Source organism: Xanthomarina sp. F1114 (assembly GCF_026410255.1).
GTDB lineage: Bacteria > Bacteroidota > Bacteroidia > Flavobacteriales > Flavobacteriaceae > Xanthomarina.
Map to the genome: position 1 here is coordinate 1 of NZ_JAPMLL010000022.1, position 18539 is coordinate 18539.

An 18539-nucleotide genomic window follows, 5' to 3' on the forward strand; every position below is an offset into this window, starting at 1 on the left:
CGGGCAAATATTCTTGTTATTTATGTCCCGCTGATCTCGCTGATTTACGCAGAAGTTTTATTCAGTTTCTGCGCTAATCTGCGTCTTCTGCGGGCTGATATTTTTAATTATTTATTATTCTCTTTTAAGTTAATTTATCTGATATTTTTTTATAGACCATTAACTTTTCTAAAAATTCCATTTGATATATTATCTACATTAAAGTTTACTAAAATCCCTAATTTAAGATTAGATAATTTTAAGTACGTTATCACTTGTTTATGATGTACTTCTGCTAAATTTTCGACAGATTTAATTTCTATAATTACTTTTTCATTTACTAATAAGTCTAATCTAAATCCAATTTCTAATTTATTACCTTCATAAAACACAGGTAAAGAAACTTGTCTTTTTACATTTAATCCTTGTTTTTGTAATTCATACAAGAGGACAGTTTCGTAAACAGATTCTAATAATCCTGGACCTAACTCATTATATATTTTAAAAATGGCACCTCTAACTATATATGAAATGTCGTTTTCTGATATTTTATCCATGAGATTTATATTTTATTTAAGTCCCGCTGATTTTCGCTGATGTACGCAGATGTTTTGTTTAGTTTCTGCGCTAATCTGCGTTATCTGCGGGTAAATGTTTCTATTATTTATGTCCCGATGATCTCGCTGATATACGCAGAAGTTTTATTCAGTTTCTGCGCTAATCTGCGTTATCTGCGGGCAAATGTTTCTTTTATTTATGTCTCGCTGATATACGCAGATGTTTCATTTAGTTTCTGCGCTAATCTGAGTCATCTGAGGGCAAATGTTTTCATCCACGTGCCAATTTTAAAAACACATCGTTCATACTATCTACTTCAAATTGTTCTTTTAATTTTTTAGGTGTATCTAAAGCTTCAATTTTACCATTCACCATGATAGACACCCGATCGCAATATTCGGCTTCATCCATATAGTGTGTGGTTACAAAAATGGTAGTTCCTTGGTGAGCTGCCCTATAAATCATTTCCCAAAACTGACGTCTTGTAATTGGATCTACCCCACCAGTTGGTTCATCTAAAAACACAATTTTAGGTTCATGAATTAAAGCAACGGAAAACGATAATTTCTGTTTCCAGCCTAAAGGCAAGGAGCCTACTAATTGATTAGCTACTTCTTGAAGATCTAAATCCTCTATCAATTCCTTAGTTTTTTCTTTAATTTTTAATTTGGATAAGCCATAAATACCACCAAAAAAAGTAATGTTTTCTTTTACGGTTAAATCGTCGTACAAAGCAAACTTCTGACTCATATAGCCAATATTTTTCTTGATATCTTCTGCTTGCGTAAACACATCAAAATCGGCAACATGAGCAGCTCCAGATGTAGGAATTGAAATTCCAATCAGCATTTTCATGGCTGTGGTTTTTCCAGCACCATTAGCACCAAGAAACCCAAAGATTTCACCTTTTTTAACTTCAAAAGTTATGGCGTTTACAGCTGTAAAATCTCCAAACATTTTTGTTAAACCTTCTGCTTGTATGACGTTGTTATTGTTCATTTATTATTTCGCTAATTCCATAAAACTATCTTCTATGGTTGCTTGGGTTTTTTCAATACGAATATTCGAAAGTTGCTGAGCTTCTAAATACAGTTTTAAGTCTTTCGGATTAAAATCGGTACGTTTATCTGTATAATGCACAAACTCTCCAAAAGGATAGACACTATGTTGATGTTGATACGCTTTCAAACTATTAATTAATTGATACATATTATTCGCGCTCACATCATATATAGTTTTTGGATATTGTTTTACAATGTTTTCAGGACTGTCAATTTGGAGAATTTCACCATCTTGAATCAATGCAATTCTGTCACATAGAGCAGCTTCATCCATATAAGGCGTGGAAACCAGAATAGTAATTCCTTTTTGTTGCAAGCGTTTAAGCATCTCCCAAAATTCCTTTCTAGATACAGGATCCACACCAGTTGTAGGTTCGTCTAAAAACAACACTTTAGGCTTATGAATTAAAGCACAGCTTAAAGCCAGTTTTTGTTTCATACCTCCAGAAAGTTTTCCAGCTCTACGGTCTTTAAAAGGTTCTATTTGAACATAAATATCTTTAATTAACTCGTAGTTTTCTTCAATAGTAGTTCCAAAAATAGTGGCAAAAAACTCCAGATTTTCTTCAATAGTTAAATCCTGGTACAAAGAAAATTTCCCAGGCATATAGCCCACATGTTTTCTAATTTCCTTAAAGTCTTCTAACACATCAAAACCGGCCACTGTTGCATGTCCTTTGTTGGCGATTAACAAGGTAGTTAGGATTCTGAAAAGCGTGGTTTTTCCCGCGCCATCAGGTCCAATAAGACCAAAAAGCTCATTTGGTTTGACTTCAAATGAAATATTTTGAAGCGCTTTCACATCTTTATAAGATTTCGATATGTTAGAAACAGTTATCCCCAAAATGTCTTAACTTTTTACAATTATTTTAGACTCTAAAACAACCTTAGAAGTAATGGAGTTTGAAATGAGACAGGCCTTTTCCGATTTTTCGATGATGCGTTCTGCACGTTCGCGTTTGGATTCGTCTGCAATAACCACTTCCGGGAATAGGTGAATTTCGCTCATAACAAATTTCCCATCCACTTTTTCTAAAATGCCTTTTGATGGACATTTAAAACTGATAAACTCCAATTTTGAATATTCAGAAATTGCCAAAAACGTGGTCATTAAACAACTGCTTACTGCAGCTGTAAACAAATGTTCTGGCGACCAGATATGTGGCATGCCTTTATCAAATTCAGGTGGTGTTGCGACTTCTATACAATTTGTTTCTTGAGTCGCTTCGTTTTGTAGTTCTGGAGAACACATGGTGCCTTTACGGTCTTGTGTCCAGTTGATATCTACATTGTAAATATGTTTTTCCATAATAAATATTATTTAAAATAAGTAGTATAAGCATTTAAATTATCCTCGATGCTTTTTAAGGCTGTTGCACCTTCTTCAGTGGTTTTTGTTTCTAGAAGCACATCAATTTTTTCAATTAATGGATGTAAAAACACATGAAGATTGTCGTGTGAAGGTCCTGTCATAGTACATTCTTTAACTAAAGTGTTTTTTCTCTCGTTTAATTTATTGGCTAGACCTAAATAGTCTTCAACGGTTTCTGTTTTGCTTTCAGAAATTAGTTTTAGCATATCGTTTACACCATCAGTCGTTTCAATATTTGCTTCCCATTGCGAGCCATTATCCATTTGAATCTCATTCATCCAGTCGTTGTTTAATGCTGAACTTGCGTGATGCGTGTCGTGATTTTCATGTGATACGACTTCAACTGGCTCTTGAATAGTTTGTTCTGTAGCCGCTTCTTCTTTTTTGTTGTTGCAACTTGAAAGAATAAACGCCAACATTGCGAATGATAAAATTGTTTTTTTCATAATATTTGATTTTAAAGGTTGATTTTTAATTATTTAGATTTATTTATTTGTTTAAGACGTTTCGAGCCACATTTCGGCTGGCATGCCAATTTTTAAACTCCCATCGTTTATTACAGTAACTTTTACAGCATAAACCAAAGCAACACGTTCTTCTTTTGTTTGAATAATTTTTGGAGTAAATTCAGCTTCCGAAGCTATCCATGTAACGGTTCCTTTATAATCCTTCATAGCATCTCCAGCATCAATTTTGACAGTTACTTCCTCTCCAATTTTTAAATTAGCCAGTTGGGTCTCACTAATAAAAACACGTAACTCCATGTTATTTAAATCGGCAATTTTATATAAGGGTTTTCCAAAAGCTGTAATTTCATCTGGTTCAGCGTATTTTGTTAAAACAGTTCCATTGATCGGATTGATAATTTTACATTTTTCAATCTGGTCATCAATTTGTTTTAATTGTACATCGATACTTTTTAATTCGTTCACAACAGGAGCGTTTTGGATTTCAACACTTCTAATTTGTTGTTTTATCACATCTATTTCACCTAAAACATCATCCAATTGTTTTTGGGTTCCAGCTTTGTCTTTTATCAAGTTTTCAGTTCTGGTTTTATTGATGTTTGCTGTATTTAATTTGGCCTTTAACACAGCTATTTGAGATAAAACCCCTTGAGATTTAGAACTAATAACATCTTTTGAGACCAAAAGTTGTTCACGTTTTAATGCCAAAGGAATGGTGTCTATATAACCTATAAAAGCTTCCTTTTTAAGCGCATCGCCTTCGTTGACTTGGAAAGCCATTAGTTTGCCATTATTTTCAGCAGAAACGGTTATTTCTGTAGCTTCAAAATTTCCGTAACCATCAGCTTTTCCATTCGAATCGCTACATGAAACCAGACTTAATGTCCCTAAGCTAATTCCTATAAAATATGTGTGTATGTGTTTCATTTTTACTGTCCTTGAGTCATATTATAATTTGCTTTTGCCAATTCTAATTGGATGTTACGCTTTAATAGCATGTTTTCAGCTTCATATAAATTGGTTAATTCGGTGATATATGTGGATGTGGTAATCACTCCATTTCTTAACTGAGATTCTGTTGCTAATAAAACGTCTTTTCTTAAATTGATAATTTCTGAATCTATTAGGATGTTTTCAGAAATTTTACTAATTTCTTTTTCATATTGATTGAGTTCAATCTGGTTGTTTAATTGAAAAATCTCAGTTTCATTATCAACAATATCCTTATTTATCATTAAAGATTCTCTTTTCTTTTTATTGGCATTCCAATCGAATACATTCCAATTTAATTTCACACCAACAGTATAAAACGGCTGAAAAGAATTGTCTAACATGTTTAGGCCTGGATTTCCAATGCCTCCAGTTGCAAACCCAAAGAGTTTAGGGATATTATCTTTTTGTATGAGCTGTTCCTGACTTTCAATTTCTTCTTTTTTAAGTTGAAATAAATCCATTTCTGGACGTTGAGTTGTAGGAGTGAGGCTGGTTGAAATTTGAGGTTCTTGAAACTTGGTTGAAACATCTAAAGGTTGACCAATTAAAGCTGATAAGGTTTCAACTAACACCTTTTTATTGTTATTAATGTCCGAAAATTGTTGCTTGATTCTTAATAATTCTGCTTCAATAACTTTATCTGAAGAAGGCAAAACAGTTCCATATTGAATTCCAGATTTTACTTCCTTTAGTTTACTTTCCAGTTGTGTTTGCTTCGTTTCTAATAAACTAAAAGATTCATTAGAAAGCAAAATGGAAAAATAAAGTTGGTTTACCTGTTGTTTTAATTGGTATAAACTAACTTCCAATTGTTTCTGCTGGGTTTTTAGTTGAGCCGATTTTACTTTAGAAGAAGCATTAATAGAACCACCATTGTATATTAACTGATTTACAGAAAGCGTGGCGCGATACTGGTCGTTATTAGGCGGCTCAACTCCGGTGTTTTCTAAGGGAATTTGAGTCACATCTGATAAATATGCTGCTTGTGCATCAAAGCCTAATTGTGGAAGTTTTGCTGTGTCTATAGCATCTAATTCCAATTGCGTTTTACTTTCAAGTAGAGCCTTTTGTTTCGCTAGTGGATAGTTTTCAGATACTAATTGATAGCAGGTTTCCAAGGTTATTTGTTGTTGAGACCAGCTGAATGCTGTGAATAAAATGAAAACCCAGATGCTTATAATTGTTTTCATTTTAATGTTGTTTTATCGAATTGATTATAAATTCTGAAACCTCTGTTTTGCGTTGTTCCATGAGTGTCTTAAAACCTTTGTTATCTTCTTTTGTAAAGGCCTTAATAAGTGGTTTAGCTACAAAAGGGAAGATGTTTAAGGCTAGAATGTTAATAAAAAGCTGATCGCCTTTAGTTGGTTTTAAAATACCCTGACTGACTTCTAATGCTACTTGTTGTTTAAATTTTTCAATATTTAGTAAAGTAGAATTTTCCTGAATAGTTAAAATGAAATCTGGGTTTCTATTAAGTTCTTGAATTATAAAGTTTGGTAAATAGGGGTGCTTTATTATAAAATAAATATAATTGGAGGTGAAGTTCTTTATTTTATCTTCAATAGAAGAGTCGTCATTTAATATTTTGTTTAATTGTGGTGCTAATAATGAAAAAGCGTTCTTAAATACAGCTTCAAAAAGCAGCTGTTTGCTTTTATAATAATAATGAAGCATGGCTTTATTAATCCCTGCAAGATCTGCTATCTCTTGCATTCTTGCACCATCCATTCCTTTTGTCTGAAACACGTTTTTAGCTGCATCTAAAATTTGTTCTTCTGTATTACTATCTTTTACTTTCGCCATAATCTAACTAATTAGTTTAACCATTTGGTTAACAAAGATAATGAAATTTTCCAATTTCTAGTATAAAATTGAAATATGTAACTATATATAATGTTTTTAGGTGCAATAACGTATTGATTATCAAAAACAAAAAAGAGGTTTTTTTGCTTAATAAATTTTTGAAATTATAAAAAAGGAAAGTTGTCTTTGTGTATATTATTTAGAGAATCATTATATATCATCTGTAATGATTTCTACAATTAACCTTATTTTTGATTGTGCATCTGGATATAATATCAAACTTAATTATTGTATAAAATGTACTAATTATTATATTAGCTTAAAAACAGTTTATGTCTATCAAAACAGGATTTTTATTTCTTTTCATTTCTTTTTGTTTTACTTATCATGTGATAGCGCAGACTGATTCAATTCCTTCTAATAATATTAATATTGAATATACAGATAAGGGTTTTGCTTTTAGCACTCCGGATAACAAGTACTTATTGCATGTTGAATCACGATTTCAATTTCGTTTTGCCACCCCAAACGATCAAAATCCCCTAAATTATAATGATTTTTTTGAAGGTCATAAAACAACTTTTAAAATTAATAGAGCCAGATTAAAAATTGGAGGACATGCCTATAAACCTTGGTTGAAATATTATTTTGAATATGAATTATCGCAGGGAAATTTGTTGGATTTCCGAATTATGATTGAACGCTGGGAGTTTTTTAAAATAAAGGTTGGACAATGGAAAACCTACTATAATCGGGAACGTGTTATATCTTCAGGGAAGCAACAAATGGTTGATAGATCTATAATTAATAGACCTTTTACATTAGACAGGCAGCAAGGTATTGAGTTTTACGGAAGGGTGTTTCCAGGAAGTTTAGCAGATTTCACCTATCATTTGTCCATTTTAACTGGGGCTGGACGAGGTTCTACTACGAATGACGATAATCATTTAATGTATGTTGGAAGGTTGCAATGGAATATGTTTGGACGTGAATTAGGAATGACTGGTTCTGATTTATCTTTTCACAAAAAACCTACAGGGTTAATTGCTTTGGCTGCTGCTACAAATAGAAGTCCTTATACGCGATTTTCGCAAGCGGGAGGAGGAGAACTAACTGGTTTCGAAGAAGGAATTCCAGGTCAATACCGAGTAAATCAAGCACTTTTAGAAACAGCATTTAAGTACAAAGGTTTTTCTTGGCAGAATGAGTTTCATGTAAAAACCGTAAAAGATTACGTAAATGTGCAAACCAGAAACTTAAGAGGATATTATTTTCAAGCAGGTTACTTTTTTTCTAATATTTTAGACTTTGTTCCTGAACCATTAGAGCTTGCTGGTATTTATACTAATTACCAGCCGGATTTAGAACTATCTCATGATTATGAAAGAGAAATAGGAATGGCCTTAAATTGGTTTTTTAGCGGACATAGAAATAAATTAACTATGGAATTTACACATTTCAAATTTCTAAGTTCAAACTTTCAAGACCCTAAAGAATGGCGATTTCGTGTACAATGGGACATTTCGTTTTAATCAATAACGATTAATTCGTAAGTTTAATTAGTCTCATTTAATATATTGTAAACCAATTCTTTAGTTGGCTTTTTGTTCTCCATTTTGCTTCTTAAATCTTCAAATGAGAATCTAAAGTCACATCCGTCTTTATACGCCGAACATCCATAAGCTGTTTTACCTTTTACAACCGTTCCCTTTTTACATTTTGGACAAGTCAAAGTATCTGGAATAACTTTTGATTTTGTTTTTTTAGGTTCTAAAACAAGTTGAAAAGCTTCATCAAAACGCAGCAACCCTTCAGCTGTTCCAGAATCTGTTTTAAAGCCTTTTAAATTTACAGTCGAACCTTTTTGGAGTAATCTTAAAAACTGCTTTTCGGAGATTTTCTTATCATATAATTTAAAAGGAAGAATAAATTTACAACCTTCTTTATATGCTGAGCAGCCATAAGCTGATTTCCCTTTAATAAGTGTCCCTTTTTTACATTTAGGGCAAGTTTCAGCTGCAATTCCTGCTTTTTTCTTTTGTTGCGCTTTTGCTTGTCGTTGCTTGGCTATTGTAGCTTGAGAAATATTGGCGCGTTTTGTTTCGCTTCTTACTTCATAGACCAATTCATCGACCATTTTTTTCATATTGATGATGAATTGTCTTGCGCTAAATTCCCCTTTTTCAATATCTTTTAATTGCTTTTCCCATAAACCAGTGAGTTCGGCAGATTTTAAAAGTTCATTTTGAATGGTGTCAATTAAAGCAACTCCCGTAACCGTAGGTAAAATTTGTTTTTTGTTACGCTTAATATACTGACGTTTAAAAAGGGTTTCTATAATATTAGCTCGTGTGGAAGGACGTCCAATACCATTCTCTTTCATTAAATCACGCAGCTCATCGTCGTCCACCTGTTTACCGGCAGTTTCCATTGCGCGTAGGAGAGAAGCTTCAGTAAATTGATTAGGTGGTTTGGTTTGTTTTTCTAGAAAACTAGGCTCATGAGGGCCTTTTTCACCTTTAACAAAGGTTGGAAGGATATCTGATTCTTTCCCACCTGAAGGACGGGCAGACTTGTCTTTTTCGTCAGCTTCGAAAACTACGCGCCATCCCTTTTTAAGAATTTCTTTTCCGGTAGTTTTAAAGTTCACATCGGCAGCTTTTCCTATGACAGTGGTGTTAGATACAGAACAATCCTCGTAAAAAACAGCTATAAAGCGTTTTGTAATAATATCGTAAACCTGCTGCTGGTTGTATTGTAAATTGGTCTGCATACCGGTTGGAATAATAGCATGGTGATCTGTAACTTTCTTATCGTTAAAGACTTTAGACGATTTCTTTATTTTCTTGCCTAAAAGTGGTTGTGTTAATTCGGCATAATTAGTTAATTTCTGAAGAATTCCTGCCACTTTTGGATACACATCATTAGGTAAAAAGGTAGTATCTACTCTCGGGTAGGTTACCACTTTCATTTCATACAACTTCTGAACAATTTTTAAAGTGTCATCTGCCGAAAATCCAAATTTGGTATTGCAGTACACCTGTAAACCCGTTAAATCGAAAAGCTTTGGCGCATATTCTTTACCTTTCTTTTTGGTAACGGAATCTATTTCAAATTCGTGTTCTTTTACCTTATTTGCTAAAATTTCACCATCTTCCATTTTAGTGAAGCGTCCTTCTTCGTAAGAAAAAACCGTATCGCGATATAAAGTTTGTAATTCCCAATAGGGTTGTGGCTTAAAGTTTTCAATTTCTTTAAACCTGTTTACAACCATGGCAAGCGTAGGGGTTTGCACACGTCCAACGGAAAGTACTTGTTTATAACCTCCGTGTTTTACAGTGTATAACCTCGTGGCATTCATACCTAGTAGCCAATCTCCAATGGCTCGTGAAAATCCGGCATAGTAGAGATTGTCGTAATCTTCAGAAGGTTTTAGCTTTTCAAATCCTTCTTTAATAGCTTCCGTTGTTAAAGATGAAATCCAAAGTCTTTCAACTTTCCCTTTATAGTTGGCTTGATCTAGAACCCATCGTTGAATGAGTTCTCCTTCCTGGCCAGCATCCCCACAATTAATAACAACTTCGGCTTTATCGAAAAGACTTTTTACAATATTGAATTGTTTCTGGATCCCCGAATTACTAACCACCTTGGTTTTAAACTTTTCAGGCAGCATAGGTAAGTTATTCAAATCCCAACTTTTCCAATGCGCTTTATAGTCGTTTGGCTCCATAAGTGTGCACAAATGTCCAAAGGTATAAGTTACAGCATATCCATTGCCTTCATAATAGCCATCACGCTTGCTGTTTGCTCCAAGAACGGAAGCAATCTCTCTGGCAACACTAGGTTTTTCGGCAATACATACTTTCATTTTTTTACTTTTTTATGGGACATGCAAAGTACATCTTTTTTATAAAATTTAAGTAATGAAATCTGTTACTGTTATCAATTTTTATAAAAAATATTTGTGATTTTATTTTCTTAATCGTAATATTGCGATTAAGAAAATGACAGATTATTATGGGAATTACAAAATCGGAAATATTTACTGAGGAACAAAACAACATAGCGCAAATTGCTAAAGTTTTTGGGCACCCAGCTAGAGTAGCTATTATTCAGCATTTATTTAAAATAGATAGTTGTGTTTGTGGCGATTTAGTCAATGAAATTGGTTTAGCACAACCTACGATTTCTCAGCATTTAAAAGAATTAAAAAAGCTAGGGATTATTAAAGGAAGTATTGAAGGTACCAGTGTTTGTTATTGTATAGACCAGGATAAATGGAAGAGTGTAAAACAAATAATTACTCAATTTTTAGAGCAAGAAACAGGAATAAATAACGATTGCTGTTAACATTAGATTTAACATATTTAAACCGATTTATGTATAAAGAAATTAGAGGTATTATCGGATCTTTGGACGTTTCAACTCTTCCTTTAGAACGAAAAGAAATACTACAAGAACTAATAGCTTATATTCAAGAAAAAGTCTCAGGAAAGCAAGAAATCCGTTTAAACTTTATTTGCACTCACAATTCTAGACGTAGCCATTTGGCCCAGGTTTGGGCACAAACACTGGCTCATCATTTTCAAATATCTCAGATGTTTTGTTATTCAGGAGGTACAGAAGCCACAGCATTATATCCTGTGGTAGCAACAACATTGGAGGAAACAGGGTTTCAGATTCAGAAATTATCTGAAGAGAATAACCCAGTTTATAGTATGAAATATTCAGAAAATGAACATCCAATTATAGGTTTTTCTAAAACCTTTGATGATGTTTTTAATCCGAAATCTAATTTTGCAGCTATTTTGACCTGCTCGCAAGCTGATGTTGGATGTCCGTTTATAGCTGGAGCTGAAAAGCGTATTCCAATAACTTATGAAGATCCTAAAGTATCTGATGGCTCGCCAAACCAAAAAGAAGTTTATTCAAACAGAAGCTTGCAAATTGCAACTGAAATGTATTATGTTTTTTCACAAATAAAAAAATAAGATGGCATCAACTAAAAAACTAAGTTTTCTAGATAGTTATTTAACCCTTTGGATTTTTATTGCCATGGGAATTGGCGTAGGTCTTGGCTATTTAATTCCATCTATTCCAGATTATATTAATTCGTTTAGTAGTGGTTCAACCAATATACCTATCGCAATTGGGTTAATTTTAATGATGTATCCGCCTTTAGCAAAAGTGAATTATGCCTTACTACCGAAAATTTTTAAGGATGTAAAAATCTTATCTATATCCTTGGTTTTAAATTGGATTGTTGGACCAGTTTTGATGTTTATTCTGGCCATTACATTTCTTCAGGATTATCCGGAATACATGGTTGGTTTAATATTGATTGGTCTAGCCAGATGTATTGCTATGGTTTTAGTTTGGAATGATCTGGCTGAAGGTAACAGCGAATATGGAGCTGGTTTGGTAGCTTTAAATAGTATTTTTCAAGTATTTGCTTATAGTTTTTATGCCTGGATATTTATAACCATTTTACCACCTTATTTTGGGTTTGATGGAGCTATTGTTGATATTTCCATAACAACTATTGCAGAAAGTGTACTTATTTATTTAGGAATTCCTTTTTTATTAGGTTATTTAAGTAGAAAAATATTAGTGAAATTAAAAGGAGAAACTTGGTATAACGAGGTATTTATTCCTAAAATTTCACCAATAACATTAATTGCCTTGTTATTCACAATTGTAGTCATGTTTTCGTTGAAAGGTGAATTAATAGTAGAAATTCCTATGGATGTTGTCATTATTGCAATTCCACTGTTAATTTACTTCACCTTGATGTTTGTAATTGGTTTTTTTGTTAGTAAAGCTATGGGAGCAACTTACGATAAAAATGCTGCTATTTCCTTTACAGCAGCAGGAAATAATTTTGAATTAGCCATAGCAGTTGCTATTGCAGTGTTTGGTTTGAATTCAGGTCAAGCCTTTGCAGGTGTTATTGGTCCCTTGGTAGAAGTACCAGCTTTAATACTATTAGTAAGAGTATCTTTTTGGTTAAAGAAAAAATATTATTGAACTAGAAAACTTAGTCAATAATTAACTTCTGACCAATACGCAATGTACTATTTTTTCTTATGTGATTGCTTTTGCATAAAGCAGCAATACTAACCTGATTTCTCGATGAAATCCGCGACAAAGTATCTCCTTTTTTTACAATATAAACTCGTGGAGGCTTGTTCATACTAGCAATTGCATCTTCTTCAGTAGAAAACAATTCAAGTTCACTTTGGCGCCTGCTATTATGCAATTCTGGACGGGTCCATGTTTTTGTGATCCAAATGTCTTGAGAGCGTATTTCGTTGTTTTCATCAAAACTTAAAAGATATTCAGGGTTTACAGGAACTCCCTTATAGTACATTTCTAAATGCAAGTGACTCCCCCTGGCATTTCCAGTTGCACCACCTTTACCCAAGTACGCGCCGGCTACAAGGGAGTCGTTTTCCTTTACGCCATAGGCAGATAAGTGAGCATACACAGTTTCTAAACCGTTAAAATGTCTTATAACTACAGTATTTCCATGTCCTGAGCTATAGCTAGCAAAACGCACAACCCCGTCAAACATAGCGTATAAACTATCTCCCGTAACTAAATCGATATCGATACCTCTATGAGCACGGCCTTTTCTCCAACCATATCGTGAGGTTACCACTTTGTTTCGTGAAATAGGAGACACATAATTAGATTCTTTAAATTGGATGTTTATTGGGTAAGTAACATCATTGTTATAATCGAGTCTAATTCTACTGGTATCCCAAAACTCTGAAGTAACATCTATTTCATTTCCCGTTAAAGACTCGGAAAACAAGTGGTTTTCATCATTTTCACCTATAAGAGACTTATACTCTTCAAGGAGGTTTGCTAATTTTGGGTTAGATATAATGGTAGGAGTGTTTTGTGCCATAAAACTTATAGGCAAACAAAAAACAAGTAAAATAAACAGAAATCTCATGATCTACAATTCAGTGTGCTAGGTGTTTAAGTTGATATTTTTATAATTTCGACGAGCGAATGTACTCAAAAAAAACGATGAACATTGTTAATTTATTGTTAGACTAATTGTTAAATTATTACAAAATAATAATCGGGGGTACTCAACTTCGGTTTTAACATATATTCCAAGAAGTTATTAGGTAATTTCAATTAACTTTGTGTTATTAAATCCTAAAAAAATATCATTCAAATGTTTTTAATATGAATCAAGTATATCTAACATTCTTTGTACTTATGTCTTTTTCCTTTTTCACCAAAAACAATAATAAGAATATGCAAGAGCCTCAAAGTTTTTACAACATAGAAATTAATAGTATTACTGGAGACCCTATAGATTTAAGTGACTTTAAGGGAAGGAAAATCCTTGTGGTTAATACGGCATCTGAATGTGGTTTTACAGGACAATATGAAGGCTTACAAGAACTTCATAATACGTATAAAGATAAATTAGTAATTATTGGAGTTCCATGTAATCAATTTGGAGGACAGGAGCCAGGCTCTGCGACAGAAATTCAATCGTTTTGCAAACAAAATTACGGAGTTACATTTTTAATGACTGAAAAAGTGGATGTTAAAGGAGATAAGCAACATCCTTTATATGCATGGTTAACTAAAAAAGAGTTAAATGGCGAGAAGAGTTCTTCGGTTAAGTGGAATTTTCAAAAGTATTTAATAGATGAAGAAGGTAATTTTATTGATTATTACTATTCAATTACAAAGCCTAATAGTTCAAAAATCACAAAGCATTTAAAATGAAGAAGTATCAATTAGTAGTTCTTTTCTTAATTATAAATTTTGGCGCTTTAGGTATTTCAAATTTATTTATGGGAAACGGCCCAACCTCTGATTGGTATGTAGCACAAGCCAAAGCACCTTGGACACCTCCCGGATGGTTTATTGGTATTGCTTGGACCGTAGTAATGATATGTTTTTCATTTTATATGGCAAACCTTGTAAAACTGAAGACTAACGTATTTATCCTCAGTTTGTTTATGTTACAGTTTTTGTTAAATATGTCATGGAGTTATATTTTTTTTAATAAGCATTTAGTATTCCTGGCTTTAATTTCAATTTCATTACTAACATCCGTTATAGCTGTCTTTTTATTTAAATATAAACCCATATTAAAAACAAAAACTTGGTTGATAACCCCTTATTTTGCATGGTTATTATTAGCAACAAGTTTAAATATTTATATACTTCTTAATAATTAATACACAATTGGTATAACAAAAAATTAATGACGGAAAGGCCGATCCATCATTTATCACTAAGTCAAGTTTCACTTTAATACTAATATCTAAATATTAAACTTAGGAACTCAATAAGATTCAATTTGTAACTAACAAGTGCATTACATCGATAATATTGTAATATTTTTTCATTTCATCGTGAAATTTAATAGTTCATAAGATTTATTTGAGGCAAAAAGCTTAAATACATAGTTTTAAGGTAATTAATTTATCTTTTTACTTATGAAAAATGTCATTCTCATTTTGTCGATACTCTTTTTTTTACACTTTTCGTCTATATTATATGCGCAAGATTCTGCTAATGTTTTAGAAGAAATCCCATTCGATTACGTGACTAGAAGTCCTGTTTACGATTTTTCAGAAAAACATCTAAATAATACGGATACCATTCCTGATTTTGAGACAATGACCAATAAATTAAAAATTACAGGAACAATCTTTGAAAGCGATGGTATTACTCCGGCTAAAGATGTGATTTTATTTATAGAACAGCCTAATGAGGATGGGGAATACGATTTAAAGCATAAAGACGATAAGCGCTACGTGTATCATAGAGCCTGGGTTAAAACAGATGCCGATGGTAAATATGTATTATACACTTTTATTCCTGGTTCTTACAGACATAGTCGTGAGTTAAGACATATTCATCCAATAGTTAAAGAAGCCGGTAAAACAGAATATAAACTAGACAGTTTTATGTTTGAAGACGATCCGTTTTTAACAAAAGCTTGTAAAAAGCGTTTAAAAAAGAAGGGTGTTAATAGCGTTCTTTCCACTTTAAAAAAGGAAGATATGTATGTAGCCAACTACAATATAATTCTGCAATAAAAATTAAAACCTATCTCTGGGCTTTTTAAAATCGAATAATAGAAACTCTGTTTTTTCTAGGGTGTAATCAATTGATGGTCTTCCTTATAGTCGCCTAAAAATAATTGATATTCATCTATTTAAATATTCTAAAGGTTGTTTTTTAGTTTATATTTGTGAGTTAATAATGCGCTTTTCTAAAAGAAAAGTTTAAGCCTATGCTTCTTAACCGACCATCATTAAGTGTTTTTACCACTATATTATTTAGTCTTTTCGGTATGTTATTTGGGCATTCTCAGACAACAGCAATTCCAGATACAAATTTTGAACAAGAGTTAATAGCCTTAGGAGTTGATACCAACGGTTTAAATGGAAATATACTTAATGCAGATGCACTTGCAATAACTACATTAAGTCTAGGAGGTACTTCAATCGCCGATATTACCGGAATAGAAGCCTTTACCAACTTAACTAATTTAAACTTGGGTAATAATCCTGTTGTTAATATCAACCTAATAGCTTTAACACAATTAACAGACTTTACCACAGATAATAATGATGCATTATCAAGTATAAACTTTTCGCAAAACCTACTTTTAGAAAACGTTTTTATTGAGAGTGATCTTCATAATGCCGGTGACGCTCCCATAATCCTAATAGACCTCTCTCAAAATACAAGTTTGATTTCTTTAGAGGTTAATCGTTTAGCAAATCTCTCCGATTTAATTTTACCAATTACTTCAACACTAACTACAATTACCCTTTCTAATTTGGCAGACCCAACATTAGATTTTTCACAATTAGACGGTTTAGAAATTCTTTTTATTAGGGGAAGTCACGTTCCTGTTACCATCACTTTACCTAATGAACAAGCTATATTAAAAAACATTTCTTTTAACAGTATTGATTTACCTACAGTAGATGTTTCACACTTTATTAATTTGGAACGACTGGATCTACACGGTACTTACTTAGAAAATTTAATCTTACCCACAACTAATACTTTTAAACGTTTGGTTATTTGGCATCATAATTTTATTAATCCTCTTTCTTTGGCAAATGTACCCGAAGTAGAACATGTCGATATTCGTTTTAATCAGACAGTGCCTTTAGTAATTGATTTATTAAATAACCCGCTAATTGAAACTTTATGGCTTACGCATAATGACTTAAATAGTGTGGATTTAACCCAAATCACCAATCTAGAAACACTTTGGATTTACGATAATAACTTGACTGCTTTAGATCTTACTCAAAATCTACTATTAGATCGTCTTTCGGCAAACGATAACTTATTACCCAGTATCGATTTAACCCAAAATGCCGTGTTAAGGCACTTAAATCTAGCTGACAATCAGATTCCCAGTTTAGATCTTACTCAAAACCCAGTATTAAACTCTGTGAATATAAGCAATAACCTGTTTACTGGAACAGGATTGGATCTTACTCAAAATGCCGTGTTAAGTACTTTTATGGCTTCTTTTAATCAAATAGAGTCTTTAGATATTACACAAAATGTAGTTTTAACTAGGCTTATTGTTGATCATAACTTATTTACAGGAACTTCTATTTTGGATCAATTTTACACGGTAAGACTTAATCATAATGGTATTTATGGAGGCTCTTTAGATGTGAGCTACAACCAACTAACAGGAATGATTCCAGATTATGCTTCTTTAATTGATGGAGATGTAAACGATGGAAATCAAACTAGAAGGTTTAGTTTAATAATAGATAATAATAATTTTGAATTTGGTCATTTTGAAAATCAGCATGCGGATTACGTGCTATTCGATAACACTATTGGTCCTGCGCCTTTTTTTAGTGAAGTTATTCTTGATTATTCTTATGCGCCACAAGCTAAGGTAGATGTTGTTGAAACTATAAATGCAAATGCAGGCGATTCTGTAACACTAACAACTGCATGTGCTGGTGCCCAAAATCACTATACATGGTTTAAAGATGGTGTAGCCATTCCTGGAGCTCCAGATTCCCCAAATTACACAATCCCATCCGTAAATAGTTGCGACGAGGCTGTCTATCATACAGAAATTCTAAGTGATTTAATCCCTTTTGAAAATACAAATCCTCCTGGAACAGATGGAAGAAATCTATTATTAATTAGAAATGATATCACTTTAAACGTAAATTCTCCAGTAGAATCTTGTGTGTCTTTAACTTCTCCAACTAATGGCAGTGTTTTAGTGCCTATTAACGAAATTCTTTCATGGACCGAAAGTCTTGGAGCTTGTGGCTACTATATCAGTATTGGTACTACTTCAGGTGGTACAGATATTTTAAATAACGTAGATGTTGGGAATGTAAATTCTTATGCTTTAACGACTGACTTCCCCCCAAATACACAGGTTTTTGTTACAATTACACCTTACTTTGCAAATGGAGTTACACTAACTTGCCCTGAAGAAAGTTTTACCACAGATTCCGTGGCTACTATAGCTAATTGTACAACATTAATCAGTCCTCTTAATGGAGAGACAGATGTTTTGATAAGTTCAGATATTACCTGGACTGCTATTCTGAATGCATCTGGATACTTTATCACCATAGGAACAAGTTCTGGCGCTTCAGACCTTGCAAATGCTGTGGATGTAGGGAACACAACTACTTACAATCCTCCAACAGACTTCCCTGAAAACACGGAGATTTTTGTGAGTATTATACCCTATAATACAGCAGGAAATGCTGTAGGATGTGCAGAAGAAAGTTTTATTACTGAAGGTTCTCTACCAACTTGTACTAGTTTAATAGGTCCGTTTAATGGGGAAACAGATGTTTTGGTTGATTCTGATATTACCTGGAATGCTATTGCAAACGCAACTGGTTATTTGGTGACTATCGGAACAAGTTCGGGAGCTTCAGATATTGCAAATGGAGTAGATGTAGGCAATACCACAACTTATAATCCACCAACTGACTTCCCTGAAAACACGGAGATTTTTGTGAGTATTACACCCTATAATACAGCAGGAAATGCTGTCGGATGTGCCGAAGAAAGCTTTACGACTGAAGCTCTAATTCCAGCATGTACAAGTTTAGTCAGTCCGTTTAATGGGGAAACAGATGTTTTGGTAAGTTCAGATATTACCTGGAATGCTATTGCAAACGCGACTGGTTATTTGGTGACTATCGGAACAAGCTCTGGCGCTTCAGATATTGCAAATGGAGTAGATGTAGGCAATACCACAACTTATAATCCACCCACTGATTTTCCTGAAAACAC

Annotated in this window: 18 protein-coding genes; 8 read left to right on the top strand and 10 right to left on the bottom strand. The window is 33.1% G+C overall.

Annotated features, from left to right (window positions below):
- Positions 1 to 149 precede the first annotated feature (149 nt).
- The 8 genes from OS188_RS14170 to OS188_RS14205 form a co-directional block, all read right to left on the bottom strand.
- Positions 150 to 527: a GxxExxY protein gene (locus tag OS188_RS14170; protein WP_267149529.1), complete on the bottom strand. Its 378-nt coding sequence runs from the start codon at positions 525 to 527 to the stop codon at positions 150 to 152.
- A 280-nt stretch (positions 528 to 807) separates the two neighbouring features.
- A complete protein-coding gene (locus tag OS188_RS14175; RefSeq protein ID WP_267149514.1) occupies positions 808 to 1536 on the bottom strand; it encodes an ABC transporter ATP-binding protein in 729 nt (242 codons plus the stop codon).
- Positions 1537 to 1539: 3 nt separating this feature from the next.
- Entirely contained in the window at positions 1540 to 2442 is a 903-nt protein-coding gene (locus OS188_RS14180) for an ABC transporter ATP-binding protein (protein WP_267149515.1), read from the bottom strand.
- A gap of 6 nt (positions 2443 to 2448) precedes the next feature.
- Positions 2449 to 2907, bottom strand: a complete 459-nt coding sequence (locus OS188_RS14185; RefSeq protein ID WP_267149516.1) for an OsmC family protein — start codon at positions 2905 to 2907, stop codon at positions 2449 to 2451.
- Positions 2908 to 2915: 8 nt separating this feature from the next.
- Positions 2916 to 3416, bottom strand: a complete 501-nt coding sequence (locus OS188_RS14190) for a hypothetical protein (protein WP_267149517.1) — start codon at positions 3414 to 3416, stop codon at positions 2916 to 2918.
- A gap of 51 nt (positions 3417 to 3467) precedes the next feature.
- Positions 3468 to 4364 (bottom strand): HlyD family secretion protein, encoded by an 897-nt coding sequence (locus tag OS188_RS14195; RefSeq protein WP_267149518.1) that lies wholly within the window; start codon positions 4362 to 4364, stop codon positions 3468 to 3470.
- A gap of 2 nt (positions 4365 to 4366) precedes the next feature.
- Positions 4367 to 5620 (bottom strand): TolC family protein, encoded by a 1254-nt coding sequence (locus tag OS188_RS14200; RefSeq protein WP_267149519.1) that lies wholly within the window; start codon positions 5618 to 5620, stop codon positions 4367 to 4369.
- A gap of 1 nt (position 5621) precedes the next feature.
- The gene (locus tag OS188_RS14205) at positions 5622 to 6236 is read right to left on the bottom strand and encodes a TetR/AcrR family transcriptional regulator (RefSeq protein WP_267149520.1); all 615 of its coding nucleotides are present in this window, start codon (positions 6234 to 6236) and stop codon (positions 5622 to 5624) included.
- A 332-nt stretch (positions 6237 to 6568) separates the two neighbouring features.
- Between OS188_RS14205 and OS188_RS14210 the strand changes: the two genes are divergently transcribed.
- Entirely contained in the window at positions 6569 to 7768 is a 1200-nt protein-coding gene (locus OS188_RS14210) for a porin (RefSeq protein ID WP_267149521.1), read from the top strand.
- Positions 7769 to 7791: 23 nt separating this feature from the next.
- Here OS188_RS14210 and OS188_RS14215 read toward each other — a convergent pair whose 3' ends face one another.
- Complete coding sequence (locus tag OS188_RS14215; RefSeq protein WP_267149522.1) at positions 7792 to 10104, bottom strand: DNA topoisomerase 3; 2313 nt, start codon at positions 10102 to 10104, stop codon at positions 7792 to 7794.
- A 149-nt stretch (positions 10105 to 10253) separates the two neighbouring features.
- Between OS188_RS14215 and OS188_RS14220 the strand changes: the two genes are divergently transcribed.
- From OS188_RS14220 to arsB, 3 genes are read left to right on the top strand one after another with little or no spacing between them, the layout of a single operon-like run.
- Positions 10254 to 10586 carry an ArsR/SmtB family transcription factor gene (locus tag OS188_RS14220; protein WP_267149523.1) on the top strand — a complete coding sequence of 111 codons (333 nt, stop codon included), beginning with the start codon at positions 10254 to 10256 and terminating at the stop codon, positions 10584 to 10586.
- 29 nt (positions 10587 to 10615) lie between these two features.
- On the top strand, positions 10616 to 11227 hold the full coding sequence (locus OS188_RS14225; RefSeq protein WP_267149524.1) for an arsenate-mycothiol transferase ArsC: 612 nt from the start codon (positions 10616 to 10618) through the stop codon (positions 11225 to 11227).
- 1 nt (position 11228) lies between these two features.
- Positions 11229 to 12263 carry an ACR3 family arsenite efflux transporter gene (gene arsB, locus OS188_RS14230; protein WP_267149525.1) on the top strand — a complete coding sequence of 345 codons (1035 nt, stop codon included), beginning with the start codon at positions 11229 to 11231 and terminating at the stop codon, positions 12261 to 12263.
- A 10-nt stretch (positions 12264 to 12273) separates the two neighbouring features.
- Here the strand turns inward: arsB and OS188_RS14235 are convergent, their stop codons facing one another.
- Positions 12274 to 13149 carry a LysM peptidoglycan-binding domain-containing M23 family metallopeptidase gene (locus OS188_RS14235; protein ID WP_267149526.1) on the bottom strand — a complete coding sequence of 292 codons (876 nt, stop codon included), beginning with the start codon at positions 13147 to 13149 and terminating at the stop codon, positions 12274 to 12276.
- Between the two features lie 323 nt (positions 13150 to 13472).
- Here OS188_RS14235 and OS188_RS14240 point away from each other — a divergent pair, with 323 nt between their 5' ends.
- The 4 genes from OS188_RS14240 to OS188_RS14255 form a co-directional block, all read left to right on the top strand.
- Entirely contained in the window at positions 13473 to 13994 is a 522-nt protein-coding gene (locus OS188_RS14240) for a glutathione peroxidase (protein ID WP_267149530.1), read from the top strand.
- Positions 13991 to 14452 (top strand): TspO/MBR family protein, encoded by a 462-nt coding sequence (locus OS188_RS14245; protein WP_267149527.1) that lies wholly within the window; start codon positions 13991 to 13993, stop codon positions 14450 to 14452. Before OS188_RS14240 ends, OS188_RS14245 begins: the two co-directional genes overlap by 4 nt.
- Positions 14453 to 14713: 261 nt before the next feature.
- A complete protein-coding gene (locus OS188_RS14250; protein WP_267149528.1) occupies positions 14714 to 15319 on the top strand; it encodes a peptidase associated/transthyretin-like domain-containing protein in 606 nt (201 codons plus the stop codon).
- Between the two features lie 197 nt (positions 15320 to 15516).
- On the top strand, positions 15517 to 18539 hold a 3023-nt coding region (locus OS188_RS14255), incomplete at its 3' end, for a leucine-rich repeat domain-containing protein (RefSeq protein WP_416236551.1).

Bases quoted from the DNA above. Each gene is read 5' to 3' on its own strand.
- OS188_RS14175 (WP_267149514.1), bottom strand. From the start codon at position 1,536: ATGAACAATAACAACGTCATACAAGCAGAAGGTTTAACAAAAATGTTT.
- OS188_RS14185 (WP_267149516.1), bottom strand. From the start codon at position 2,907: ATGGAAAAACATATTTACAATGTAGATATCAACTGGACACAAGACCGT.
- OS188_RS14190 (WP_267149517.1), bottom strand. From the start codon at position 3,416: ATGAAAAAAACAATTTTATCATTCGCAATGTTGGCGTTTATTCTTTCA.
- OS188_RS14195 (WP_267149518.1), bottom strand. From the start codon at position 4,364: ATGAAACACATACACACATATTTTATAGGAATTAGCTTAGGGACATTA.
- OS188_RS14200 (WP_267149519.1), bottom strand. From the start codon at position 5,620: ATGAAAACAATTATAAGCATCTGGGTTTTCATTTTATTCACAGCATTC.
- OS188_RS14205 (WP_267149520.1), bottom strand. From the start codon at position 6,236: ATGGCGAAAGTAAAAGATAGTAATACAGAAGAACAAATTTTAGATGCA.
- OS188_RS14210 (WP_267149521.1), top strand. From the start codon at position 6,569: ATGTCTATCAAAACAGGATTTTTATTTCTTTTCATTTCTTTTTGTTTT.
- OS188_RS14215 (WP_267149522.1), bottom strand. From the start codon at position 10,104: ATGAAAGTATGTATTGCCGAAAAACCTAGTGTTGCCAGAGAGATTGCT.
- OS188_RS14220 (WP_267149523.1), top strand. From the start codon at position 10,254: ATGGGAATTACAAAATCGGAAATATTTACTGAGGAACAAAACAACATA.
- OS188_RS14225 (WP_267149524.1), top strand. From the start codon at position 10,616: ATGTATAAAGAAATTAGAGGTATTATCGGATCTTTGGACGTTTCAACT.
- arsB (WP_267149525.1), top strand. From the start codon at position 11,229: ATGGCATCAACTAAAAAACTAAGTTTTCTAGATAGTTATTTAACCCTT.
- OS188_RS14235 (WP_267149526.1), bottom strand. From the start codon at position 13,149: ATGGCACAAAACACTCCTACCATTATATCTAACCCAAAATTAGCAAAC.
- OS188_RS14240 (WP_267149530.1), top strand. From the start codon at position 13,473: ATGTCTTTTTCCTTTTTCACCAAAAACAATAATAAGAATATGCAAGAG.
- OS188_RS14245 (WP_267149527.1), top strand. From the start codon at position 13,991: ATGAAGAAGTATCAATTAGTAGTTCTTTTCTTAATTATAAATTTTGGC.
- OS188_RS14250 (WP_267149528.1), top strand. From the start codon at position 14,714: ATGAAAAATGTCATTCTCATTTTGTCGATACTCTTTTTTTTACACTTT.